The sequence below is a fragment of the Micromonospora desertarenae genome, from assembly GCF_056150265.1.
Window position 1 is genome coordinate 320,628 of record NZ_JAXCFQ010000003.1, and the last position, 23,717, is coordinate 344,344.

21 protein-coding genes are annotated in these 23,717 nt (G+C 74.5%); 8 read left to right on the plus strand and 13 right to left on the minus strand.

Annotated elements, in window-relative coordinates:
• Nucleotides 1–47 precede the first annotated feature (47 nt).
• Both SM577_RS07420 and ftsY read right to left on the minus strand, forming a co-directional pair.
• Nucleotides 48–911, minus strand: a complete 864-nt coding sequence (locus SM577_RS07420; RefSeq protein WP_302917751.1) for a phosphotransferase — start codon at nt 909–911, stop codon at nt 48–50.
• A 7-nt stretch (nt 912–918) separates the two neighbouring features.
• The gene (ftsY, locus tag SM577_RS07425; protein WP_302917752.1) at nt 919–2,106 is read right to left on the minus strand and encodes a signal recognition particle-docking protein FtsY; all 1,188 of its coding nucleotides are present in this window, start codon (nt 2,104–2,106) and stop codon (nt 919–921) included.
• 149 nt (nt 2,107–2,255) lie between these two features.
• Here ftsY and SM577_RS07430 point away from each other — a divergent pair, with 149 nt between their 5' ends.
• From SM577_RS07430 to SM577_RS07450, 5 genes are all read left to right on the plus strand, one after another.
• A complete protein-coding gene (locus SM577_RS07430; RefSeq protein WP_302917753.1) occupies nt 2,256–3,968 on the plus strand; it encodes an alkaline phosphatase D family protein in 1,713 nt (570 codons plus the stop codon).
• A 22-nt stretch (nt 3,969–3,990) separates the two neighbouring features.
• Nucleotides 3,991–4,431 carry a MarR family winged helix-turn-helix transcriptional regulator gene (locus tag SM577_RS07435; protein ID WP_302917754.1) on the plus strand — a complete coding sequence of 147 codons (441 nt, stop codon included), beginning with the start codon at nt 3,991–3,993 and terminating at the stop codon, nt 4,429–4,431.
• 127 nt (nt 4,432–4,558) lie between these two features.
• A complete protein-coding gene (locus SM577_RS07440; RefSeq protein ID WP_302917755.1) occupies nt 4,559–6,178 on the plus strand; it encodes an MDR family MFS transporter in 1,620 nt (539 codons plus the stop codon).
• 1 nt (nt 6,179) lies between these two features.
• The gene (locus SM577_RS07445) at nt 6,180–6,677 is read left to right on the plus strand and encodes a universal stress protein (protein WP_302917756.1); all 498 of its coding nucleotides are present in this window, start codon (nt 6,180–6,182) and stop codon (nt 6,675–6,677) included.
• A 43-nt stretch (nt 6,678–6,720) separates the two neighbouring features.
• Nucleotides 6,721–7,242, plus strand: a complete 522-nt coding sequence (locus SM577_RS07450) for a DinB family protein (RefSeq protein ID WP_302917757.1) — start codon at nt 6,721–6,723, stop codon at nt 7,240–7,242.
• Here SM577_RS07450 and SM577_RS07455 read toward each other — a convergent pair.
• On the minus strand, nt 7,229–8,260 hold the full coding sequence (locus SM577_RS07455) for an ArsR/SmtB family transcription factor (protein WP_474586546.1): 1,032 nt from the start codon (nt 8,258–8,260) through the stop codon (nt 7,229–7,231). The two genes, SM577_RS07450 and SM577_RS07455, sit on opposite strands and share 14 nt — an antisense overlap.
• Before the next feature lie 75 nt (nt 8,261–8,335).
• Between SM577_RS07455 and SM577_RS07460 the strand changes: the two genes are divergently transcribed.
• Nucleotides 8,336–9,286, plus strand: coding sequence for an SMP-30/gluconolactonase/LRE family protein (locus SM577_RS07460; RefSeq protein ID WP_474586547.1), 951 nt, complete (start codon nt 8,336–8,338; stop codon nt 9,284–9,286).
• Between the two features lie 53 nt (nt 9,287–9,339).
• Here the strand turns inward: SM577_RS07460 and SM577_RS07465 are convergent, their stop codons facing one another.
• The 3 genes from SM577_RS07465 to SM577_RS07475 all read right to left on the minus strand — a co-directional run bounded on the left by SM577_RS07465 (nt 9,340) and on the right by SM577_RS07475 (nt 14,097).
• Nucleotides 9,340–9,960 carry an HAD-IA family hydrolase gene (locus SM577_RS07465; RefSeq protein WP_302917760.1) on the minus strand — a complete coding sequence of 207 codons (621 nt, stop codon included), beginning with the start codon at nt 9,958–9,960 and terminating at the stop codon, nt 9,340–9,342.
• A complete protein-coding gene (gene smc, locus SM577_RS07470; RefSeq protein ID WP_474586548.1) occupies nt 9,961–13,572 on the minus strand; it encodes a chromosome segregation protein SMC in 3,612 nt (1,203 codons plus the stop codon).
• 330 nt (nt 13,573–13,902) lie between these two features.
• Nucleotides 13,903–14,097, minus strand: a complete 195-nt coding sequence (locus SM577_RS07475; RefSeq protein ID WP_302917762.1) for a hypothetical protein — start codon at nt 14,095–14,097, stop codon at nt 13,903–13,905.
• A gap of 371 nt (nt 14,098–14,468) precedes the next feature.
• Between SM577_RS07475 and SM577_RS07480 the strand changes: the two genes are divergently transcribed.
• Complete coding sequence (locus SM577_RS07480) at nt 14,469–15,818, plus strand: CAP domain-containing protein (protein WP_474586549.1); 1,350 nt, start codon at nt 14,469–14,471, stop codon at nt 15,816–15,818.
• A 105-nt stretch (nt 15,819–15,923) separates the two neighbouring features.
• Nucleotides 15,924–16,766 (plus strand): endo alpha-1,4 polygalactosaminidase, encoded by an 843-nt coding sequence (locus SM577_RS07485; protein WP_302917764.1) that lies wholly within the window; start codon nt 15,924–15,926, stop codon nt 16,764–16,766.
• A gap of 159 nt (nt 16,767–16,925) precedes the next feature.
• Here the strand turns inward: SM577_RS07485 and SM577_RS07490 are convergent, their stop codons facing one another.
• The 7 genes from SM577_RS07490 to SM577_RS07520 form a co-directional block, all read right to left on the minus strand.
• Nucleotides 16,926–19,145 (minus strand): MMPL family transporter, encoded by a 2,220-nt coding sequence (locus SM577_RS07490; protein ID WP_474586550.1) that lies wholly within the window; start codon nt 19,143–19,145, stop codon nt 16,926–16,928.
• Between the two features lie 220 nt (nt 19,146–19,365).
• Entirely contained in the window at nt 19,366–20,223 is an 858-nt protein-coding gene (gene mutM, locus SM577_RS07495) for a bifunctional DNA-formamidopyrimidine glycosylase/DNA-(apurinic or apyrimidinic site) lyase (protein ID WP_474580389.1), read from the minus strand.
• The gene (gene rnc, locus SM577_RS07500; RefSeq protein ID WP_302917767.1) at nt 20,216–21,055 is read right to left on the minus strand and encodes a ribonuclease III; all 840 of its coding nucleotides are present in this window, start codon (nt 21,053–21,055) and stop codon (nt 20,216–20,218) included. Before rnc ends, mutM begins: the two co-directional genes overlap by 8 nt.
• Nucleotides 21,052–22,032 (minus strand): phosphate acyltransferase PlsX, encoded by a 981-nt coding sequence (locus tag SM577_RS07505; RefSeq protein ID WP_302917768.1) that lies wholly within the window; start codon nt 22,030–22,032, stop codon nt 21,052–21,054. The genes rnc and SM577_RS07505 overlap by 4 nt, the downstream gene beginning before the upstream one ends.
• A gap of 113 nt (nt 22,033–22,145) precedes the next feature.
• On the minus strand, nt 22,146–22,319 hold the full coding sequence (gene rpmF, locus SM577_RS07510; protein WP_012181392.1) for a 50S ribosomal protein L32: 174 nt from the start codon (nt 22,317–22,319) through the stop codon (nt 22,146–22,148).
• A 5-nt stretch (nt 22,320–22,324) separates the two neighbouring features.
• A complete protein-coding gene (locus SM577_RS07515; RefSeq protein WP_302917769.1) occupies nt 22,325–22,888 on the minus strand; it encodes a YceD family protein in 564 nt (187 codons plus the stop codon).
• A 110-nt stretch (nt 22,889–22,998) separates the two neighbouring features.
• Nucleotides 22,999–23,496, minus strand: coding sequence for a hypothetical protein (locus SM577_RS07520; RefSeq protein ID WP_109906109.1), 498 nt, complete (start codon nt 23,494–23,496; stop codon nt 22,999–23,001).
• Between the last annotated feature and the right edge of the window lie 221 nt (nt 23,497–23,717).

A 23,717-nucleotide genomic window follows, 5' to 3' on the forward strand; every position in this document is an offset into this window, starting at 1 on the left:
GCCGCGGCCGGCGGCGGGAGCGAAAGGGACGGGACCGGCGGAACCGGTCAGCGCAGGGCGTACTCCAGGGCGTTCCGCTCGTAGTCGAGCAGCCGCAGGTCACGCATCGGCCGGCGCAGGTGGCCCTTGTGCACGATCCGGACGAACGCCGGCTCGCCGGCCGCGGCCATCCGGCGGATCCCCTCCACGTGGTCGACGATCCGCTTGCGGATGGTCCGGATCAACCGGTGCCGGTCGCGCGGGATCAGCCCGTACGCGTCGGCGAAGAGGCGCAGCCGGCGCGGCCGGTCGGGGTGCTTCCAGCCGAGCGTGATCGAGTCCCGGTCGGAGAAGATCGGCACCCAGGTCCAGGCCGCGTACGCCACGTCGTAGATCCGGGCGCCGGGCGAGGCGAGGTCGAAGTCGATCAGCCCCAGGGTGCCGTCCGGCCGCCAGATCACGTTGTGCGGGGCGGCGTCGTGGTGGCAGATCACCTCGGTGTCCGGCGGCGGCGGCCCGAACGAGCGCCAGACCGCCCCCTGCGGCGGGACGAAGCCGTACTGGGCGTCGTGGAACATCCGCAGCATGGTGGCGACGGTCACCAGCGCCTCGTCGGTGACCCAGTGCGGGGCGAGCGGGTACTCCCCGCACTCCCCCTCCAGGTACGACAGCACCTCCCGGTTGCGCTCGTCCATGCCGAGGGCGCGGGGTGCGCCGGTGAAGCCGACGTACTCCAGGTGCCGCAGCAGGGCGTGCACGCTCGGCGTCCAGGGCCCGGCGTTGCGCCGCACCGTGTCGCCGACCCGGACCACGGTGCTGACGTTCCCGCCGTGCAGCGGGATCTCCTGCGAAGTCACGTACGGTCTCCCGAGGCGTGGCGCCGGGTGGCTGGGGTCGCGCCACCCCGCGTAGGCGCGATCGTCAGTCGTCACTTCGAGGTTACGCGTCCCGTCCGGGGGCTTCAGTGCCCAGCAGCGCGTCGACGAACTGCGCGGGGTCGAACGGGGCCAGGTCGTCCGGCCCCTCGCCGAGCCCGACCAGCTTCACCGGGATGCCCAGCTTGCGCTGCACGGCGATCACGATGCCGCCCTTGGCGGTGCCGTCGAGCTTGGTCAGCGCCACGCCCGTCACGTTGACCACCTCGGTGAAGACCCGCGCCTGCTCCAGGCCGTTCTGGCCGGTGGTGGCGTCCAGGATCAGGATCGTCTCGTCGATCGGGCCGTGCTTCTCCACCACCCGCTTGACCTTGCCGAGCTCGTCCATCAGGCCGACCTTGTTCTGCAACCGCCCGGCGGTGTCGATCAGCACGGTGTCCACGCCGGCGTCGATGCCGCGCTTGACCGCGTCGAAGGCGACGCTGGCCGGGTCGGCCCCCTCCGGGCCGCGGACGGTCTCCGCGCCGACCCGACCGGCCCAGGTCTCCAACTGGTCGGCGGCGGCGGCCCGGAAGGTGTCGGCCGCGCCGAGGATCACGCTGCGGCCGTCGGCGACCAGCACCCGGGCGATCTTGCCGCAGGTGGTGGTCTTGCCGGCGCCGTTGACGCCGACCACCAGCAGCACCGCCGGGCCGCCCTCCTTGGGCGCGGTGTGCAGGGAGCGGTCCAGCGTCGGGTCCAGGGCGGTGACCAGCTCGGTGGCGAGCAGCGCGCGCAGCTCCTCGCCGGACCGGGTGCCGAGCACCCGGGTGCGCTCGCGCAGCCGGTCGACGATCTCCCGGGTGGCGTCGATGCCGACGTCGGCGGTGATCAGGCTGTCCTCGATCTCCTCCCAGGCGTCCTCGTCCAGCCGGTCCCGGCTGAGCAGGCCGAGCAGGCTCTTGCCGAAGACGTTCTGCGAGCGGGACAGCCGGGACCGCAGCCGCACCAGCCGCCCGGCGGTCGGCTCGGGGACCTCCAGCACCGGCGCCGGGGCCTCGACCACCGGCGGCTCCACCAGGATGCCGGTGGACAGGTCGGCCTCCGGCGCCACCACCGGCGGGCCGGCGAGTTCCTCCTCCGCCCGGGTCCGCACCTCCTGCTCCGGCAGGGGCGGCTCCGGCCGCCGGCGCAGCCGCGGCACGACCAGCCCGATGGCACCCAGGATCAGCACGCCGAGCAGGGCGAGGGCGATGAGGAGGTATTCCGTCATGCCGAAATCCTGTCAGATGGCGGCGACGGCGTCCCAGCCACCGCACCCCGTGGGCCGCATCCGCCGGCGGTAGGCTCGGCCACAGCCAGCAGTGGTGCGACCGCCGGCGGGGTAGTAAAGAAGAAGTCCGCTCACCTCGGAGGTCCACCATGCCCGCGGCGCACCTGCTCATCGGCCCACTGCTGCGGCGGGTCGTCGGCACGCGGGCCACCGTCTGGGTCGAGACCAGCGCGCCCGCCGTGGTCACCGTCCGCACGGCCGACGGCGCCGGCGGCACCGCGCCCACCTTCTCCGCGTACGACCACCACTACGCGCTGGTCGTGGTGGAGGGGCTCACCCCGGGTGCGGCGACCCGCTACGAGGTGCTGGTCGACGGCGAGGTCGTCTGGCCGGTGCCGGAGAGCGGCTTCCCGCCCAGCGTGATCCGCACCCGGGCCGCCGACGACCGGGACCAGCCGGTCCGGCTCATCTTCGGCTCCTGCCGGGAGACCACCCAGCACGCCACCACCCGGCGGCTGCCGCCGGACGCGCTGGACGCGTACGCCCGGCGGTTGATGGCCGACCCCGACCCGGCCGCGCTGCCCGACCTGCTGGTGCTGCTCGGCGACCAGGTGTACGCGGACGTGACCTCGCCCACCGTGCGGCGGCTGCTGAAGCGGCGCCGGCGCCGGCCGAAGGACGCCCCCCGCGACCAGGTGGTGAGCTTCGACGAGTACACCAAGCTCTACCTGGAGTCCTGGCGGGATCCGGAGATCCGCTGGCTGCTCTCCACCGTGCCGAGCGTGATGATCTTCGACGACCACGAGATCATCGACGACTGGAACACCTCCGCGTCGTGGCGGGCGGACGCCCGGCGGCAGCCCTGGTGGGCGGAGCGGATCGGCAGCGGGCTCGCCTCGTACTGGGTCTACCAGCACCTGGGCAACCTCTCCCCGGACGAGATCGCCGCCGACCCGGTCTTCGCCAAGGTGACCGCCGCCGAGGACGCCACCGGCGTGCTGCGCGAGTTCGGGCACCGGGTCGACCAGGAGAGTGACCTGGCGCACGACACCGAGCGCTGGCGCGCGGTGCAGTACCAGTGGAGCTACGCGCTCGACCTGGGCCGGACCCGGCTGGTGATGCTGGACAACCGGTGCAGCCGGGTGCTGGAGCCGGGCCAGCGCGCGATGCTGCCGCCCGGCGAGTGGTCCTGGTTCCTCGACCAGGCGCACGGCGTCTACGACCACCTGGTGGTGGGAGCCTCGCTGCCCTGGCTGCTGCCGCCGGGCATCCACCACGTGGAGTCCTGGAACGAGAAGCTGGCCGACTCCCGCCGGCGCTGGGTGGCCGGCCTGTCGGAGAAGCTGCGCCGCGGGCTCGACCTGGAGCACTGGGCGGCGTTCCGCCGGTCGTTCGACGCGCTCGGCGCGCTCTTCGCCCGGCTCGGCAGCGGCACCCCGGGCGCCACCGGGGAGCGGGTCGGCGCCGGTCCGGCGTACGCGCCGCCCGCCTCGATCAGCGTGCTCTCCGGTGACGTGCACCACTCGTACGTGGCCCGGGCCCGGTTCGACGACCCGGCGGTGGCCACCCCGGTGCACCAGCTCACCTGCTCCCCCATCCACAACCAGGTGCCGGCCGGGATGCGCCCGCTGATGCGGCTGGGCTGGTCGGCCGGGCCGGCCGGGGCCACCCGGGCGCTGGCCCGCTCGGCCGGGGTACGCCGCCCGGCGCTGCGCTGGCGGAAGCTGGCCGGCCCGTACTTCGGCAACGCGGTGGCCACGCTGGTGCACGACGGCCGCACGGCCGAGGTGACCATCGAGGGCACCACCGCCGACGGGCACCTGCGGCCGGTGATGCGGCGCCGACTCACCGACGCCGGTTGATGGTGGCCTTACCCTCTACGGCGTGGACGACGAGCTTCCGGAGCCGCTGCGGGCGGTCGAGCACGAACTGACCGTGCTGCTGCGCCGCGGGCGCGCGGTCTCCTGGGAGATCGCCCGGGAGGTGCACCCCAACCTGGAGCCGAACGCGTACGGCCTGCTGCTCTGGCTGCGCCGGTGCGACTCGATCCGGCTCACCGACCTGGCCGCCCGGCTCGGCATCGGCAAGGGCACGCTGAGCCGGCAGATCAACGGGCTGGAGGCGTTGGGCCTGGTCCGCCGCGACCCGGACCCGACCGACCGGCGGGCCGCCCAGCTCAGCCTCACCGACCAGGGGCGGCAGCGGTTCGACGCGGCCCGGTCGGCCCGGCTGCGGCAGTTCCGCCGGACGCTGGAGGACTGGCCGGCCCGGGACGTCGAGGAGTTCGCCCGGCTGCTGAGCCGGTTCAACGAGATCCCGCTCTGAGCTGACCCCGGGGGCCGGGAACAAAGCCTCCCCAGGCAGAGTTGTTGCTCTAGGCAACGAAGGCATACGGTTGCCCGGGGCAACGCCCCACCAGACTTCCCTCGACTCCCTGCCGGAGGCAGCCACGATGAGCTCCGCGCCAGCGCCCGCCCGGGCGACCGCCGTCGACATGACCCACCGGCAGGTGCTGGAGGCCCTCTCCGGCCTGCTGCTGGGCATGTTCGTCGCGATCCTCTCCGGCACCGTCGTCTCCAACGCCCTGCCGAGGATCATCACCGAGCTGGGCGGCGGCCAGTCCGCGTACACCTGGGTGGTCACCGCGGCGCTGCTCGCCACCACCGCGACCACCCCAATCTGGGGCAAACTGGCCGACCTGACCAACAAGAAGGTCCTGGTCCAGATCGCCCTGCTGATCTACGTGGTCAGCTCGGTGCTGGCCGGGCTCGCCCAGGACACCGGGCAGCTGATCGCCTGCCGGGTGCTCCAGGGCGTCGGCGCCGGCGGCCTCACCGCGCTGGCCCAGGTGATCCTGGCCACCATCATCGCCCCGCGCGAACGCGGCCGGTACAGCGGCTACCTGGGCGCGGTGATGGCGGTGGGCACCATCGGCGGCCCGCTGATCGGTGGCGTGATCGTGGACACCTCCTGGCTCGGCTGGCGCTGGTGCTTCTACGTCGGGGTGCCGTTCGCGCTCGCCGCGCTGGTCGTGCTCCAGAAGACCCTGCGCCTGCCGGTGACCAGGCGGAAGGCCACCATCGACTGGTGGGGCGCCACGCTGATCACCGCCGCCGTCTCGCTGCTGCTGATCTGGGTCTCGCTGGCCGGCGACTCGTTCGCCTGGGGCTCCTGGCAGACCGCCGTCATGGTGGCCGGCGCGCTGCTGCTCGGCGCGCTGGCGATCCGGGTCGAGCAGCGGGCCGCCGAGCCGATGATCCCGCCGCACCTGTTCCGGTCCCGGACCATCACCCTGGCCACGGTCGCGAGCATCGCTGTCGGTGTCGGGATGTTCGGCGCCTCGGTCTTCCTCAGCCAGTACTTCCAGATCAGCCGGGGGCAGAGCCCGACCATGTCCGGCCTGATGACCCTGCCGATGATCCTCGGCCTGCTGGTCTCCTCCACGGTCACCGGGCGCCTGATCACCCGCACCGGCCGCTGGAAGCGCTACCTGGTCGCCGGCACGGCGCTGCTCACCGTCGGCTTCGCGCTGATGGGCACGCTCCGCGCCGACACCAGCTTCGTCCTGCTCGCCGGCTACATGGCGGTGATCGGCGTCGGGCTCGGCATGAGCATGCAGAACCTGGTGCTCGCGGTGCAGAACACCGTCGGCACGCACGAGCTGGGCGCCGCCAGCTCGGTGGTCGCCTTCTTCCGCAGCCTCGGCGGGGCGGTGGGCGTCGCCGCGCTCGGCGCGGTGCTGGCGCACAAGGTCAACGACTACCTCGTCGAGGGGCTGACCGCGCTGGGCATCCCGACCGCCCGCTCGGGCGGCGGGGGCGCGCTGCCCGACGTGCACACCCTGCCCGCTCCGATCCGGGGCGTGGTGGAGGCCGCGTACGGCCACGCGGCCGGCGACATCTTCCTGGTCGCCGCCCCGTTCGGACTGATCGCCCTGATCGCTGTCTGCTTCATCCGGGAGGTGCCGCTGCGCCGGCACACCGGCGACCCGGTGGACGCCGAGATCGAGCAAGAATCGACGGTGGCGGCCGGAGCCGGAGCCGCTGTGATCAAGACCGGAGAACGGAGCTGACGTGACCGTCGACGCCCCTCGGGAACGGGAGGACTACGGCCCCCGCACCCGTCCGCTGCCCTTCGAACGGGGCACGGACGGGCCCCGGGTGGTGCTGGTGGGCGTGGACGGCACCCGGACCTCGGAGCGGGCCGCCTGGTACGCCGCCGGGCTCGCCCGCCGGCAGGGTGCCGCCCTGGTGGTGGTGCACGTCCGCCCGACCGCCGGGCTCACCGCCCTGGTGCCCGGGGTGGACGCCGGCGCGCTGGAGCGCTGCCACGACGAGCTGACCGAGGAGCTGCGCCGGGAGTGCCGGCGCGGCGCCGAGGAGCTGGGGCTGCCGGTGACCTTCCTGTCCCGGCGCGGCGACGCGTACACCGAACTGCGGACCGCGGCCGACGAGTTCCGGGCGGACCTGGTGGTGGTCGGCGCGTCCGAGCAGGCCGGGCACCGCCTGGTCGGCTCGGTCGCCACCCGCCTGGTCCGCGCCGGCCGCTGGCCGGTCGTCGTGGTGCCCTGATATCCGGTCGCGGGTGTCGGACCCGCCGAGCAGGATGGCCGGCATGACCTGGAGAGCACCGGAGATCGTCCGGACCCCCGAGCCCTACGTCGGCGACGAGCGCACGATGCTGGAGGGCTGGCTCGACTACCACCGGCAGACCCTGCTGCTCAAGTGCGCCGGGCTGACCGCCGAACAGCTGCGCACCCCGAGCGTCGAGCCCTCCGGGCTCACCCTGCTCGGCCTGGTCCGCCACCTGGCCGAGGTGGAGGCCTGGTGGTTCCGGGAGAACTTCGCCGGCGAGAAGGTCGACTACCCGTACTTCACGCCGGACAATCCGGACGCCGACCACGACGTGCGCGACGCGGACGCCGAGGCCGACTTCGCCACCTTCCACCGGGAGGTGGAACTGGCCCGGGCCGCCGCCGCCGGCCACTCGCTGGACGAGACCTTCACCGAGGTCGGGCCGAAGCGCCGGACCTTCAACCTGCGCTGGGTCTACGTGCACATGATCGAGGAGTACGCCCGGCACAACGGCCACGCCGACCTGATCCGGGAACGCATCGACGGCGTCACCGGCGAGTGACAGTTGCCGGCCGCCCGTCGCCGGCCGGCCCGGTCGGGGCGGGCCTTGCGGGCCGGGCGGCGCGCAGCAGGTGCTCGCCGAGTGGGGTCAGCGCGTGCCGCACCGCCGAGCCGGCACGGTGCGTGGTGATCAGTCCGGCCGAGCGCAGGGTGGCCGCGTGCTGGCTGGCCGAGGCGATCGAGATGCCGAGCGTCCGGGCGACCTGCGAGGTGCTCGGCCCGCCGACGATCGCGCCCAGCACCGCCGCCCGAGTCCGGCCCAGCAGGTCGGCGAGCGGCTGGCCGGTGGTCAGCTCGCGCCGGGTCGGCCGGATCGGGTAGGCCAGCACCAGCGGGCCGTCCGGGTCGTCGAGGACGCACGGCTGCGGCAGCAGGTAGGACGGCACCAGGGTGACACCACGACCGTCCGGCACGACGTCCAGATTCGTGCCGAAGGCGCATTCGTACGACAGCCGGTAGGTCGCGCCGGACGACGTCCAGTGCAGGTACGGGCTGAGGTCCCGCAGCACCCGGTCGATCCCGGCGTCCACCATGGTGTGCCCGCGCGCCGCCCGGTCGGCGTGCACCGCCGCCAGGATCGTCGGCCAGTACGGCCCCACCGCGACGGCGTGGAAGGCACCCATCGCCGCACGGAGCCGCTGCCGCGCGACCGGGTCGCCGGCGGCGAGGGGGACGACCCGGGGCGGAAGGTCGCCGGCCTGGATCCGGGCTCGCAGTTCCGCGTCCAGCGTCGCCGCCGGGGTGGCGGCCACCGCGTCCAGTGCGGCGGTGACCTCGGTGGCATGGCCGGTCGGGGTGAGGAAGTCCGGCAGCCAGTGCGGCAGTCGGCACAGGTCCAGCAGCGGCCGCATCCCGGGCCGCAGCGCCGCGCGCGTGCGCGCCTGCCACGCGGCGAGATGCTCCGGGCCGCCGGGCCGGAAGACCCGCTGCCCCGCCGCGGCCACCTCCAGCAGCACCGACGGCGTCGACCGCACCACCGTGCGGCTCAGATCCGACGCGTTCAGGTGCAGGGTCAGCATCCGCTGACGCTAACCACCTTCGGCCGTACCCGAAAGGGGTGGAGCCGCCGCCCGCGCGCCCCCGACGCTGCCGGCATGAAGACGATCGTCGCCGCGACCACCGCGGCCGTCACCGCCCTCACCGCCACCGTCCCGCTGCCCGCTCCCGGGCACGGGCGCCCCGACTCGTACGTGGTGTCCGCCGAGCCGGGGGTGCGGCCCGAGGGCATCGCGGTGACCCGCACCGGCACCATGTACGTCACCAGCGTCTCCGACGGCGCTGTCTACCGCGGCCACGTCCACGACCGGGAGCTGCGTCCCTTCCTGCCCGCCGGCACGGACGGCCGGACCGGTGCCGCCGGAGTGCGCCTGGACCGGCGGGGCCGGATCTTCATCGCCGGCTGGGACACCGGCACACTCTTCGTGTACGCCCCGGACGGCACGCTGCTGGCTCGCCGGCCGGCGGGCCCCGGTGCCGCCCTCAACGACCTGGTGGTCACCGAGAACGCCGTCCACGTCACCGACTCGGCCACCGGCGTGCTCTGGCGCGCCGACCTCGACGGTGCGCAGGTCGGCGACCTCACGCCGTGGCTCACCCCGGCCGACTTCCCGGCGGCCCCCGGTTTCCTCAACGGCATCGCCGCCACCGCCGACGGCCGGCTCGCGTTCGTGGCCGACCAGGGCACCGGGGTGCCGGGCAGCGAACGGCTCTACCGGGTCGACCTGGGCCGCCGGACGGCCACCGTGGTCCCGGTGACCGGCGGGCAGTTGGGCGCCGACGGGCTGCTGCTGGAAGGGAACCGGCTCTACGGCGTGGTGAACTTCCCGGACGGGCAGCACGGCTGGCTCTTCGCGGTCAACCTCGCCCTGCTCGGCCCGGACGGGCGGACCGCCCGGGTGGTACGGCAGTCGCGGCCCGCCCCGCTGGCGCAGTCGCCGACCACCATCGCCCGCGACGCCGACCGGCTGCTCTGGGTCAACAGCCAGCTCAACGCCGCCGCACCGACGCCGCCGTTCACGGTGACCGAGGTGCCGGGACTCCGCTGACCGGCCCCGTCCGGCCCGGCGGCAGCACGGGGTGCCGCCGGGCCGGACCGGCCTCAGTACGCCAGCGCCGCCCGCAGGTAGCGCAGGTCGCCCGGGCCGGTCCAGCGGTACGCCGACAGCCCGGCCGCCCGGGCGCCGCGCACCGACCAGTCCTCGTCGTCGACGAAGAGCACCCGGTCCGGCGGGGTGCCCACCGCCTGGCAGGCGGCGTGGAAGTACTCCTTGGCCGGCTTGTTCACCCCGAGCCGGTACGAGTTGACCACCGTGTCGAACTCGCCCGTCAGGTCGAGCGCGGCCAGGTCGGCGTCGAGCAGGTCGGTGGCGTTGGTGGCGAGGCCGACCGGAAGCCCGGCGGCGCGCACCTCGCGGAGGAAGTCGAGCACCTCCGGGTCCACCTCGCCCCGGTAGCGCTGCCACTGCTCGACGGCGGCCCGGGCGCGCTCCGGCCCGCCGGCCGGCCCGGCCAGCGCGTCGGCCACGCTGGTCATCCAGTCGGCGTGGCTGACCTGGCCGGTGAGCACCGGCTGGAGCCGGCCCCACTGCATGGCGATCTCGCTGAGCACCCCCTCGGAGAGGCCGTACTCCCGCTCCACGCCGGCGGCCACCGCCGGGTCCCAGCGCCGCAGCACGCCGTCGAAGTCCACCAGCAGCGCCGTCGCGCGTTCCCGAGCCACTCAGTTCTCCTCGCCGCGGCCGTGCCGCTCGTCGTCCCCGTCGGCCCGGCTGAGCCGCTGGCTGATCACCTGGGTGACACCGCTGCGCATGGTCACCCCGTAGAGGGCGTCGGCGACCTCCATCGTCCGCTTCTGGTGCGTGATGACGATCAGCTGACTCTTCTCCCGCAACTGTGCCAGCAGCGTGATCAGCCGTCCCAGGTTCACGTCGTCGAGGGCCGCCTCCACCTCGTCCATGATGTAGAACGGGCTGGGCCGGGCGCGGAAGATCGCCACCAGCATGGCCACCGCGGTCAGCGACCGCTCGCCACCGGAGAGCAGCGACAGCCGCTTGATCTTCTTGCCCGGCGGCCGCGCCTCCACCTCGACGCCGGTGGTCAGCAGGTCGTCCGGGTCGGTGAGCACGAGCCGCCCCTCGCCGCCGGGGAAGAGCACGGTGAACACCTGCTCGAACTCCCGGGCGGTGTCGGCGAACGCGCTGGCGAAGACCTCCAGGATCCGGTCGTCGACGTCCTTGACCACGGTGAGCAGGTCCCGCCGGGTGGCCTTGAGGTCCTCCAGCTGCTCGGAGAGGAACTTGTAGCGCTCCTCCAGCGCGGCGAACTCCTCCAGGGCCAGCGGGTTGACCTTGCCGAGCAGGGCCAACTCGCGTTCCGCCTTGGCGGCCCGCTTCTCCTGCACCGGCCGCTCGTAGCGGACCGGCTCGGGTGCCGGCCGGCCCTCCTGCTCGGCCAGCGCGAGGTCCGCCTGGGTGGGCGGGACCGGCTGGTTCGGGCCGTACTCGGCGACCAGCGTCTCCACGTCCAGCCCGAAGTCCTCGGCGGCCTTCGCCTCCAACTGCTCGATGCGCAGCCGCTGCTCGGCGCGGGCCATCTCGTCCCGGTGCACCTGGCTGGTCAACCGCTCCAGCTCGGCGCCGAGCCGCTTGGCGGCGCCGCGTACCTCGGACAGCTCGGCCTCGCGGGCGGCGCGCTCCCGCGCCACCGCGTCGCGGTGCTCCTCGGCCGCCGCGATCGAGACGGTCAGCCGGGTGAGCGCCTCCCGGGCGCCGCCGGCGACGGCCCGGGCGATCCCCGCGCCGCGGGTCCGCGCCGCCCGCCGCGCCGCCGCGCGTTCCCGCGCGGCCCGCTCGGCGGTGGCCTGGCGCCGCAGCGAGTCCGCCCGTCCGGCGATCGAGGCCACCCGCTCCTCGGCGGTACGCACCGCGAGCCGGACCTCCATCTCGTTCTGCCGGGCCTGCGGCACCATCGCGGCGAGCTGGTCCCGCTCCTCGGTGGACGGCTCGGCGTCCACCGGGGTCTCCTCGGCCAGCCGCAGCCGCTCCTCCAGCTCGGCGAGGCGTAGCAGGTCCTGCTCCCGGGCGGCCTCGGCGCGGGCCCGGGACTCGCCCAGGCGCTCGGTCTCCGCCTTCGCCGAGCGGGCGGCCGCGCCCAGCTCGGCCAGCCGGCGGGCGGCCGCGTTGCGCTGCCCCTCCGCCTCCCGCTTCGCCGCGGCGGCGTGCTGCACGGTCTCCTTCGCGGCGGCCACCTCGGCGCGCGCGTCGACCAGTTGCTCGCGCAGTTCGGCGCTGGTCCGTTCGGCGGCGACCCGGTTCGCCCGGGCCTCCTCGACCGCCGCCTGCACCTCGATGAAGCTGGGGGCCTTGGCCGAGCCGCCGGCCGCCGCGTACGCCCCGACCACGTCGCCGTCCGGGGTGACCGCGCGCAGCTCGGGGTTGCCGGCGGCCACCTCGGCGGCCGCCGCCAGGTCGTCCACCAGCACCACGTCGCGCAGCGCCCGGTGCACCGCCGGGCGGATCTCGGCCGCGCACTCCACCAGGTCGGGCGCCCAGCGCGCGCCGTCGGGCAGCTTCGGCCGCAGGGCGTCGGCGGGCCCGTCCATGCCCGGCCCGGCGGGGCTGCCCACCAGCAGTCCGGCCCGGCCGGCGTCGGAGATCTTCAGCAGCCGCATCGCCTCGACGGCCTCGTCCACCCCGGTCACCGCCACCGCGTCGGCGAGGCCGCCGAGCGCGGCGGCGAGGGCGGCCTCGTGTCCGGGTGCGACGGTGAGCAGCCCGGACAGGCTGCCCAGCAGGCCGGGGACCTGGTCGGCGCGGGCCAGCAGGGCGCCGGCGCCGTCCTTGCGGCGCAGGCCCAGGGCGAGCGCCTCCTCGCGGGCCTTCCAGGTGGCGGCGTCCTTCTCCGCCGCCCGCTCCGCGTCGGTCAGCGACCGGACGGTGGCCTGCACCCGCTCCAGGGCGGCGACCGCCTCGGCGTGCCGGGCGTCCAGGTCGGCGTTGTCCCGGTCCGCCTCGGTGGACTCGGCGGCGACCGCGTCCAGGTCGGCCTGGGCCCGCTCGGAGCGGGCCAGCGCGTCGGCGTGCGCGGCGGCGAGCCGCTCGATCTCCTCACCGGCACTGGTGGTCCGGGCGCGGGCCGAGTTCACCTGCCCGGTGAGCCGGGCCAGCCCCTCCCGCCGGTCGGCGATCGCCTTCGCCGCGGCGACCAGTTCCCGCTCGGCGGCGGCGAGCTGGCGCTCCAGTTCCTGCCGGTGCTCGACCGCCTCGGCGAGCCGGATCTGGTCGTCGGTGAGCGCCGCCCGCAGCTCCTCCTCCTGCTCGCGGACCCGCTCCGCCTCGGCCTCCAGCTGGTCCGGGTCACGGCCCGGCCGCTCGTCGTCCGGGGTGGCGCTGAGGTGGCGCAGCCGCTCCCGGGCGAGCTGCTCGATCGAGCGGAACCGCTCCTGCAACGCGGAGAGCTTGTACCAGGTGTCCTGCGCGGCGGCGAGCAGCGGGGCGTCCTCGGCCAGCGCCGCCTCCAGCTCGCCGAGGCGCCGCTGCACCTCGGTGTGCTCGGCCTCGACCTGCTCGCGCCGCTCGCGCAGCGCGGTCTCGTCGGCGATCTCCTTGTCCAGGGTCGCGCGCAGCGTGGCCAGGTCGTCGGCGAGCAGCCGCAGCCGGGCGTCGCGCAGGTTGGCCTGGATCGTGGCGGCCCGCCGGGCCACCTCGGCCTGCCGGCCCAGCGGCTTGAGCTGGCGGCGCAGCTCGGCGGTCAGGTCGGTGAGCCGGTTGAGGTTGGTCTGCATCGCGTCGAGCTTGCGCAGCGCCTTTTCCTTGCGCTTGCGGTGCTTCAGGACGCCGGCCGCCTCCTCGATGAACGCCCGGCGGTCCTCCGGCTTGGCGTGCAGCATGCCGTCGAGCCGCCCCTGCCCGACGATGATGTGCATCTCCCGGCCGATACCCGAGTCGGAGAGCAGCTCCTGGATGTCGAGCAGCCGGCAGGAGTTGCCGTTGATCTCGTACTCGCTCTCGCCGGAGCGGAACATCCGGCGGGTGATCGACACCTCGGTGTACTCGATCGGCAGCGCGCCGTCGGTGTTGTCGATGGTCAGCGTCACCTCGGCGCGACCCAGCGGCGCCCGGCCGGCGGTGCCGGCGAAGATGACGTCCTCCATCTTGCCGCCGCGCAACGCCTTGGCGCCCTGCTCGCCCAGCACCCAGGCGATGGCGTCGACGACGTTGGACTTGCCGGAGCCGTTCGGGCCGACCACGCAGGTGATCCCCGGCTCCAGCTTGAGCGTCGTCGCGGAGGCGAAGGACTTGAAGCCCTTCACCGTCAGGCTCTTGAGATACACCTTCTCGATCCTCGTCCGGTGGCCGCCGTACCGTCGCCGGCTGCGCGGACCTGGGTGAACCCGCAGACTAACCCGGAGCCGGGTACGGCGCGGCACCTGACCCGCCCCCACCGTTTCCGCGGCGCCCGGTAATCGCCGAAGACCGGTTCACATCCGGGCCCGCCGGAGCTGTTTTCGCCCGGCCCCGGAGGGTCGCAGTTTCGCGAACCCGGTCAGTTACAAGATCGCTTTATGCGCCCACGGAAAAGGGAGCGGACAGAGTTGCGCGCCGGCACAAATGTGTCGGCGCGCTTTTTCGCGTGGTGCGATTCAGTTTTCCCGGCTCGAGACTCAGGTGAGCGCCGGCTCGGCCAGCCGGAGCAGACCGTCCGCCTCGGAGGCGGCCGCCGCGAGCCGATCGTTCTCGGCACGCACCCGGGCGAGCTCGAACTCCAGTGCCTGAACCCTGGCACGCAGTCGGGTGACCTCGTCGAGCAGGCGCCGGTCGGGCGCCGCACCTACGTGGCCGTAGAGGGCCTTCGCCATGTTGACTCCTTGATATGCGCTGCCGGAAAGGCCGGCCAACGCGCGCCCCTGTGTTCGCGGCTGTCATTCCAACTGTTCTTGGGCATGACCGGGCGCGACTGGCGACACCTATATATTGAGCCGATACCCCCTCCTTCGTCAAGTTCTCGCAGGCCGTAGATCATCTCCACGTCGACCTGTCCACTTGCCGGGGGGCCGCCACAAGGCGCAGACACGCTCTGTCCGGACCCCTTTACTGTACGCCTCGGTTCCCGGGAACTCCCTACCCGGACGCCCGACTTCCCCTTAACTCTTTCTTAGCCACGTTGCCGCTGGTCGAGGCCGCCCCGTACCGTCACCCCGGCCCGCAACCGACCCGTGGAGGCTACGGCGTGTACGGATGGACCGACCCGAACGATCCGGATGGCGCTCAGCGGCGCCCCGAGCCGCCGGTCGACGAGCCGGCCTGGCTGACCGACCGTCCGGCGCCCCGGTCGTCCTACCTGTTCGGCGACGAGCCGGCGCAGCCGGTCGACGACCGGCACCAGGAACCCCCGACCGGCGCGTGGCACGGCGAGCAGGCGTACGGCCCGGTGGACCAGCCGTACGGGGACCAGCCCACCGAGCGGTGGCAGCCGGGCGCCGACCGGGACGCCGCTCCGCCCGGCGGGATCGGCTGGCGTGAGCAGCCGGACGAGGGCTGGCGTACCGACCCGGGGTGGCACCGCGACCAGCCGACCGAGCAGTGGCGGCCCGGCGAGGCGTGGCACGGCGACCAGCCGGCCGGCACCTGGCAGCAGGACCGGCCCACCGAGCGGTGGGCGGCGACGCCGGACGCCGGCTGGCACCGGGACGAGCCGGCCGACCGCTGGGGCGGCGACCAGGCCACCGGCGAGTTCCACCCGACCGGCGGTTACCCGGCGTTCGCCGGTGACACCGACCTCGGCGCGCACCGGGAGGCCGGGGCCGGGCAGGAACCGGCCGACGGCCGGCACCGGGCCCGCCGGTTCCCCCGGCCGGCGCTGATCGGCGGCGCCGCCGCGGCGGCCACGCTGGTGGTCAGTCTCGGCGTCGGTGCCGTCGCGCTGGGCGGTGGCGGCGACGACCGGCCGGACACCACCGCGACCGGTGACGACACGGTGGCCGCCGCGCCCTTCGACGCCAGAGCGGAGTCGCCGGCCGACGCGCTGGCCGCACCCACCCCGGGTGCCACCCCGACCCCGACGAAGCCCACCCCCTCCCCGACCAAGGTGACCAAGCCGAAGCCGGCGCCGGCGCGGACCACCGCGCCCTCGCGCCGGTCGCCGGAGCGCAGCACCGCGCCGGCCGGCGGCGCCGGTGTCGCCCCCGGCGGCACCGTCAGCAGCCAGGCCCGCGAGGTGGTCAACCTGGTCAACGCGGAGCGGGCGAAGGCCGGCTGCCGGGCGCTGAGCATCGACGACAAGCTGATGACCGCGGCCCAGCGGCACAGCCAGGACCAGGCCGACCACCAGGACATGTCGCACACCGGCAGCGACGGCAGCGACGCCGGCGACCGGCTGGACCGGGTGGGCTACGCCTGGCGTACCTACGGCGAGAACGTGGCCTGGAACCAGAAGACCCCGGCCGCGGTGATGGACGCCTGGATGAACAGCCCCGGCCACCGGGCCAACATCCTCAACTGCGCCTTCACCGAGATCGGCGTGGGCGTGGCCAGCAGCAACGGGCCGTACTGGACGCAGGTCTTCGCCGCGCCGCGCTGAAGCACGAATCGTGGTCGGGTCCGTGCTCGTTTGACCGGGTGAGGTACGCCGGAGGGGCGTACCGGCTCGGGCGGTGGGATGCCGCCCGCGACCCGGGAGTTGCCGATGCGGATCCGGCCGCGTGCGCGCGCCGCCGGGCGTGGCCTGCGCCGGGCGCTGCCGGCCTGCCTGGCGCTCGTGCTGGCGATCCCGCTGTACGGCTGCCGGGTCGAGCTGGCCCGGCCCGGCGCGCCGACCACCTGGCCGGCCGAGTCGGTCCGCCGCTGGCAGTGGCAGTGGCAGCTCACCGGGGCGCTGGACCCGGGTGTGGACGCCGACGTGTTCCTGCTCGACCCGGTGACCACCACGGCGGCGCAGACCGCCGAGCTGCGCTCGCGGGACCGCCGGTTGATCTGCCAGGTGCACGTCGGCTCGGTACTGCCCACCGATCCGGACGCGGACCGCTTCCCGCCGGGGGTGCGCGGCACCGCGTCCCGCCGCCCGGACAGCCGCTGGCTGGACGTCCGGCAGTGGGACACGCTGCGGCCGGTGCTGGCCGACCGGTTCCGGCTCTGCCGGGGCAAGGGGTTCGGTGCGGTGGCCCTGGCCGACGCCGACGGCTACGCCCACCGGTCCGGCTTCCCGCTGGGCTTCGACGACGCGCTGCTGTTCAACCGGCGGCTGGCCGAACTGGCCCGCGCGCTGGACCTCTCCCCCGGCCTGCTCGGCAACACCGAGCAGGTGGCCGCGCTGGCGCCGGACTTCGACTTCGCGGTGGACGAGGAGTGCGTACGGCTGCGCCGGTGCGCGAAGCTGCTGCCGTTCGCCGAGGCGGGCAAGCCGGTCTTCCACGTCGAGTACACCGGCACGACCGAGGACTTCTGCGTGGAGACGGTCGGCTACGGCTTCGCCTCGATCCGCAAGGACCGCGACCTCGACGCCTGGCGGGTCTCCTGCCCCGTGCTGTGACCAGCCGGCACGCTGACCGGCCGTCGCGCTGAGCGGCGTTCGCCCCGGCCGGCGCGTAGCTCCGAGCGGCCGGTCGGGCTTGCGCCGCCGTGCCGGGCGGGCCGGTCGGCGCGGCAGGGCCGGACCGCGTGGTGCGGTCCGGCCCGGGAGCGCGGTCGGTCAGCGGACGCCGACCAGCTCCGGCGCGGGGGCCGGCGGGTCGGCCGGGGTCGCCGCGGGGCGCTGGCGCAGGAAGCGCGGCGCCCACCAGTTGGCGTCGCCGAGCATGGTCATCAGCGCCGGCAGCACCACCGCGCGGATGATCGTGGCGTCCAGCAGGATCGCCGCCGCCAGGCCGATGCCGAGCTGCTTGAAGTCGATCATGCTCAGCGTCGCGAAGATCGAGAAGACCCCGACCATCACGATCGCCGCGCTGGTCACCACGCCGGCCGACGAGGTGATGCCGTACGCCACCGCCTCCCGGTTGGGCATGCCGGCCCGGATGCCCTCGCGGATCCGGCTGACCACGAAGACGTGGTAGTCCATCGAGAGCCCGAAGAGCACCACGAAGAGGAAGAGCGGCAGCCAGGCCACGATCGCGCCCATCGAGGTGAAGCCCAGCAGGCCCTCCGCCCAGTCGCCCTGGAAGACCAGCACCAGCAGGCCGTACGCGGCACCGGCGGAGAGCAGGTTGAGCAGGATCGAGCTGAGTGCGATGACCACCGAGCGGAAGGTCAGCACCATCACCAGGAAGGTCAGCACCAGCACGAAGCCCACGACGATCGGCAGCTTGTCCCGGACGTGCTGCGCGTAGTCCTCGCTGCCGGCGATGTCGCCACCGACCGCGTACTCCACCCCGGGGACCCCGCCGAGCGTCGCCGGGACCAGGTCGTCGCGGAGCCGGTCCAGCGACTGCCCGGCCTCGGCGTCCCGGCTGGTGTACGGGGTGGCGACGGTCAGCACCGACACCCGCCGGTCGTCCGACACCCGGATCTTCGGGCCGTCCGCCTCGGTCGGCGCGAAGAGCGGGTCGGCCGACGCCCGGGCGGCCAGCTCGGTCAGCGCCGCCGACACCCGGTCGGCCTCGGCGGCCGGCGCCCGGACCGCCACGGTGTGGCTGGTGCCGTTGCTCGGGAAGGCCGCGGTGAGCCGGTCGTACGCCTGCATCGCCGCGGTGCTGCGCGGCACGTCCTCCATGCCGGGGAACTTCAGCTTCATGTCGAGCGCGGGCACGGCGAGCGCGAGCAGCAGACCCACCGAGATCACCAGGGTGGCCACCGGGGCACGCAGCGCGGGCTTCAGCACGGCCGGCCAGAACCGGGGCTTCGCGGGCTCGCCGTGCCGCCCGGTACGCGGCGCGGTCAGCCGCCACAGCAACGGCACCCGGGGCCGGTCGACCCAGCGCCCGAGCTTGGCCAGCAGGGCCGGCAGCACGGTCAGCGAGCCGGTCACCGCGACCGCGACCACCAGGATCGAGCCCACCGCGAGGGAGGAGAAGACCACGTCACCGGCGAGCAGCAGCCCGGCCATCGAGATGATCACGGCGAAGCCGGAGACCACCACGGCGTGCCCGGAGGTCTCCGCGGCGATCTCCACCGCGTCCAGGCCCGAGCGGCCCTTGGCCCGCTCCTCCCGCTCCCGCCGCACGTAGAACAGCGAGTAGTCCACCCCGACCGCCATGCCGATCAGCAGGATCACGCTGGCCGTCGTGTCGGTCGCGGGCACCAGGTGCGAGGCGAGAGTGGAGAGCCCCATCGCCGCGGCCACCGAGGAGAGCGCCAGCAGCACCGGCACGCCGGCGGCGATCAGCGCGCCGAACGCGATGATCAGGATGGCCAGGGTCACCGGCAGGCTGAGCAGTTCGGCCCGCTTGAAGTCCTTGCCGAGCGTGTCGTCCAGCGCCTTGTTGATCGACGGGCCGCCGACCTGCTCGATCCGCAGCTGCGGGTGCCCGTCCTGCACCTGGGCGGTGGCGTCGCGCAGCGGCTGCACCCGGTCGGCGGCGGTCTCCGGGTCGCCGGACATGGTGATCGGCAGCAGCACCGCGGAGCCGTCCCGGGCCGGCATCGGCTCGCCGACGGAGGCGACCCCGGTCACCGAGCGCAGCCGGGCCGCCGCGTCGGCGGCCGCCGCCTGCGCGGCGGTCTGGTCGAGCGTGCCGCCGCGCGGGGTGATGAGGATGTTCTCCGTGGCCGGGTCGTCGAAGTTCCCCGCGTCCACGATCACCCCGGCCCGGCCGGACTCGCCGATGGCCTGGTCGGCGGAGGTGGCCTCGTTGAGGCCGGCGGCGCTCCCCCCGACGAAGCACACCGCCACGAACACCACCCACATCGCGACGGCCCGCCACGGATGTTCCGCGCTCCAGCGTGCCAACCGCACCGTCACCGGTCTTGCCCCCATCACGGGTCCCCCTGTCACGTCAACCCCCTGTCAACGGGGCTGACGCTATGGGCGCGACGGGGTCGGTACATCAGGGAACGGCCCCGGTCCGGCCCGGAACCGGTGCGAGGCAAGTACGGGCGCCACGAGCGGGCCGATCGGGTGCGGGCGTACGCCACACCGGATCCTTCCCGGACCGGTCGGGGCGACGCGCCGGCGCCGACCCGGATCCGGCTCGGGGTCATCCCCGAAGCGATCCCCGAGGACGCGGCTGGCAGCGCGGGCAGCTGTACGACGACCGGTTCATGAACGCCTCACGGCGGATCGGCGCGCCGCACCGTCGGCACGGCAGGCCCTCCCGGCCGTAGACGTTCAGCGCCCGGTCGAAGTAGCCGCTCTCGCCGTTGACGTTGACGTAGAGGGCGTCGAAGCTGGTGCCGCCCTCCTTGATCGCCTCGCCGAGCACGTCCCGGACGTGCCCGAGCAGGCGCAGCGCGGCCGGCCGGGTGAGCGCGTCGGTGGGCCGGGCGCCGTGCAGGCGGGCCCGCCAGAGCGCCTCGTCGGCGTAGATGTTGCCCACCCCGGAGATCAGGGTCTGGTCCAGCAGCGCCCGCTTCACCTCGGTACGCCGCCGGCGCAGCGCGGCGACGAACTCGGCGTCGGAGAACTGCGGGTCCATCGGGTCCCGGGCGATGTGCGCGATCTCCGCCGGCAGCTCCGCCCCGCCGGCCGAGACGGAGAGCCCGCCGAACGTGCGCTGGTCGACGAAGCGCAGCTCGGGGCCGTCGTCGGCGAACCGGAACCGGATCCGCAGGTGGGTCTCGTCGGGCGCGTCGGCGGGCTGCAGCAGCAGTTGCCCGGACATGCCGAGGTGCCCGATCACCGCGTCCCCGCTGTCCAGCGGGAGCCAGAGGTACTTGCCGCGGCGGCGGACGTCGAGCACGGTCCGCCCGGCCAGCACGTCGGCGAAGTGCGCCCCGCCGGGGGCGTGCCGGCGCACCGCGCGGGGGTGGCGCACCTCCACCGCGGCGATCCGGCGGCCGATGACCCACTGGGCCAGGCCCTGCCGGACCGTCTCCACCTCGGGCAGCTCAGGCACGGCGGGCGCCCGTCTCGGCCGCGCCGGACGCCGGGTCGGCGGCGCTCGGGGCCTCCTCGGCGGCACGGGCGGCCAGTTCGGCGGCGGCCACCTCCCGCTGCCGCGCCGCCTGCTCCTGCTCCGCCTGCTCGGTCAGCGTCCGCCAGGCCGATTCGGCGGCGCGCTGCTCGGCCTCCTTCTTGCTGCGCCCCTCGGCGCCGCCGTAGCGGTTGCCGGCCACCACCACCCACGCGGTGAAGGTCTTCAGGTGGTCCGGCCCGGTGCCCTCGATGCGGTACTCGGGCACGCCCAGCCCGAGCGAGGCGGTCAGCTCCTGGAGGCTGGTCTTCCAGTCCAGCGCCGCGCCCCGCCCGGCCGACTCGGCCATCAGCGGGTCGAACAGCCGGTGGATCACGGCGGCCGCGGTGTCCAGGCCGTACTGGAGGTAGATCGCGCCGAGCAGCGCCTCGAGCGTGTCGGCCAGGATGCTGGCCTTGTCCCGGCCGCCGGTGGTCTCCTCGCCCTTGCCGAGCAGCAGGTAGGCGCCGAGCCCGTCCGGGCCCAGCCCGCGGGCCACGTCGGCGAGCGCGCGCATGTTGACCACGCTGGCCCGCAGCTTGGCCAGCTGGCCCTCGGGCAGGTCGGGGTGGTTGTGGAAGAGCGCGGTGGTGATCACCACGCCGAGCACCGAGTCGCCGAGGAACTCCAGCCGCTCGTTGGTGGGCAGGCCGCCGTTCTCGTACGCGTACGAGCGGTGGGTCAGCGCCCGCTCCAGCAGTTCCGGGTCCAGCGTGACGCCGAACGCCGCCTCCAGGTGACCGACGGACGCCCGCCGCCGCTTGTCGTTGGTCATGATGTGCGTACCTCGGTGTCGGTGGTGCGGTCGATGCGGTCCTCCGCGGCGTCGAGCAGCGCGGAGACCAGGTCGGCGGCGCCCCGCCGCCACAGGTGGGCGGCGAGCGCGATGCCGGAGGCCACGTCGTCGGGCCGGGCGGCGCCGTGGCAGACGACCACGGTCCCGGCCACCCCGAGCAGGGCGGCCGCGCGCGGCGCCCCGCCGCCGGCCGGTGGTCCGCCGGCCATCGCGTACGCGCCCTCGATCGCCTTGAGCAGCACGTTACCGGTGAACCCGTCGGTGACCACCACGTCGGCGCGGGTGCCGAGCGAGACGTCGTAGCCCTCGACGAGGCCGACGTAGCGGCCGCCGCAGGGCAGCGGCTCGGCGGCCAGCAGCGGGTCGGCGTGCCGGCGGAGGCGGTCGCCCTTGCCCGCCTCGGTGCCGACGGAGAGCAGGCCGACCCGGGGCTCCGGGATGCCGTGCGCGACCGCCGCGTACGCGGCACCGAGCATGGCGTGCCGGGCGAGGGTGGCCGGCCGCGGGTCCAGCGAGCCGCCGACGTCGAGCAGCACGACCGGGCCGGCGACGGCCGGCAGGGTGGCGACCAGGGCCGGCTGGCGGACGTCGGACCAGCGCCCGAGGCCGAGCGCGGCGGCGGTGACGGTGGCGCCGGTCGAACCGGCGGAGACCAGCGCGTCGGCGGCCCCGTCGCGGACCGCGGTGACCGCCGCCCGCACGGTGCTGGGTGCGCGGGCGGCGCTGGGATGGTCGGCCATGCCGACGGCGGCGCGGACCGGCCGCACGGCGACCCGGGCACGTTGCGCCGGGTCGAGGGCGGCGATCACCTCGCCGGCGGCCTCGGCCGGGCCGACGAGCAGCAGGTGCAGGTCAGGGTCGGCGCGCACGGCCCGCAGAGCGCCGTCAACCACGACGGCGGGAGCATCGTCCCCGCCGAGGAGGTCAACGGCGATCCGCGCGATGCCCGGCTCCACCGGAACGCCGGCCGGAACAGGCCGGCCGGCGTTCGTGGGAGCCGGGGCACCGGGCGTTCGCCAGGGCGCGCGCGCCGCCCGACCCGTGGTCGGGGGCGTCACTCGGCGTCCGGTCAGACCTCGAGGACCTGACGGCCGTTGTAGGTGCCGCAGACGGAGCAGGCGGCGTGCGGCAGCTTCGCGGACTTGCACTGCGGGCAGGCCACGGTCGCGACCGCCGCGGTCTTCCACTGCGCCCGGCGGGACCGGGTGTTGCTGCGCGACATCTTGCGCTTGGGGACGGCCACGGTTCTTACTCCTCTTTACGGGTCAGTTGCGACAGGCCCGCCCAACGCGGGTCGATCTGCTGGTGACTGTGGTCGGCCGGCAGCTCGTCCCGGTGCACCCCGCACTCGGGGCACAGGCCTGGGCAGTCCTCCCGGCAGCGCGGGTTGGTCGGCAGTGTGAGCACCACCGCGTCCCGCAACGCCGGCTCCAGGTCGATCAGGTCTCCCTGCATCCGGCCCACCTCGTCCTCGTCGGTCGTGGTGTCCGTGGTGCTGTTCTCGTACGCGTACAGCTCCTGGATCCGCACGACCACCGAGTCGTTGATCTCGCGCAGGCAGCGCCCGCACTCGCCCCGGACGGGACCGCTGACGGTGCCCGAGACGAGCACGCCCTCGGACACCGACTCCAACCTCAGGTCGAGGTCGAGGTCCGCGCCCTCCGGCACGCCGATCAACTCCACGCCGAGGTCCGCCGGTGCCGGTACCACCCGCTTGACCGTACGCAACGCACCAGGCCGACGCGGCAGCTCCCTCGTGTCGAGGACCAGCGGCGACCTGGGGTCGAGTTGGGAAGGCGTGTGTTTGGGCATAGTCAGACTCCGGCCGGTGAGAGGCCGACAAACGAGGTTACCTGGGCAACCCCCGGACCGTCGAACCGGGGGCGACGCCCGCCCCGCCCTGCCGGCTGCTGAGGTGCCGGTCAGAAGGGTAGCGGGCGCTCCGCCTCGTCGCCGGCGAAGGTGCCGATCTCGCGCAGCGCGTGCATCTTGTCGCGCCCGCGTTCGATCGAGGCCAGCGCCCGGGTGAGGAACTGCTCGAAGTTGGCCAGCGCGGTGTCGACGTAGTCGTCGACCTCCTCGCGCAGCCGCTGCGCCTCGGCGCGGGCCTCGGCGATGATCCGGGCGCCCTCGTGCTCGGCGGAGACGGTGATCTCGTTCACCGAGACCAGGCGGGCGTGTTCCGCCTCACCCTCGCTGATGATCCGGTCGGCCTCGCGCTTGCCGGCCTCCATGATCTTGTCCCGCTCCTCCAGCAGGGCGGCCGCCCGGCGCAGGTCGGCGGGGAGCTCGGCGCGCAACTCCTCCAGGGCCGCGATCATCTCGCCCCGGTCGACCATGCAGTTGTTGCGCGACATCGGGACGGAACGGGCCGTCTCCACCATGGCGATCAGTTCGTCGATGCGGTCGAGCGGGTCCACCGGTACCTCACTCCTGTCGTTCGTACGGCCGACCTACATCATGCGGGCTGCGGCCCGGTTCCCGCTTCACCCATCATCACCCGCACCATCCACCACCGCCCCCACCGCCCCCGGCGCGTCGCACGCCCCCGGCCCTCGCGATCGGGCACGTTCCGCCCCCGCATTCCGCCCACCACGGGACGAAAGAGGGCCGAGGTCTCCGGCTCGCGGCAGCGGTGGGG

Excerpts from the sequence above, each read along its gene's own strand:
- SM577_RS07515 (WP_302917769.1), bottom strand. The coding sequence starts at position 22,888 with ATGCCCAAACACACGCCTTCCCAACTCGACCCCAGGTCGCCGCTGGTC.
- SM577_RS07430 (WP_302917753.1), top strand. The coding sequence starts at position 2,256 with ATGCCCGCGGCGCACCTGCTCATCGGCCCACTGCTGCGGCGGGTCGTC.
- SM577_RS07455 (WP_474586546.1), bottom strand. The coding sequence starts at position 8,260 with ATGCTGACCCTGCACCTGAACGCGTCGGATCTGAGCCGCACGGTGGTG.
- SM577_RS07475 (WP_302917762.1), bottom strand. The coding sequence starts at position 14,097 with ATGGCGAAGGCCCTCTACGGCCACGTAGGTGCGGCGCCCGACCGGCGC.
- SM577_RS07440 (WP_302917755.1), top strand. The coding sequence starts at position 4,559 with ATGAGCTCCGCGCCAGCGCCCGCCCGGGCGACCGCCGTCGACATGACC.
- SM577_RS07485 (WP_302917764.1), top strand. The coding sequence starts at position 15,924 with ATGCGGATCCGGCCGCGTGCGCGCGCCGCCGGGCGTGGCCTGCGCCGG.
- SM577_RS07450 (WP_302917757.1), top strand. The coding sequence starts at position 6,721 with ATGACCTGGAGAGCACCGGAGATCGTCCGGACCCCCGAGCCCTACGTC.
- SM577_RS07460 (WP_474586547.1), top strand. The coding sequence starts at position 8,336 with ATGAAGACGATCGTCGCCGCGACCACCGCGGCCGTCACCGCCCTCACC.
- rnc (WP_302917767.1), bottom strand. The coding sequence starts at position 21,055 with ATGACCAACGACAAGCGGCGGCGGGCGTCCGTCGGTCACCTGGAGGCG.
- ftsY (WP_302917752.1), bottom strand. The coding sequence starts at position 2,106 with ATGACGGAATACCTCCTCATCGCCCTCGCCCTGCTCGGCGTGCTGATC.
- SM577_RS07490 (WP_474586550.1), bottom strand. The coding sequence starts at position 19,145 with ATGGGGGCAAGACCGGTGACGGTGCGGTTGGCACGCTGGAGCGCGGAA.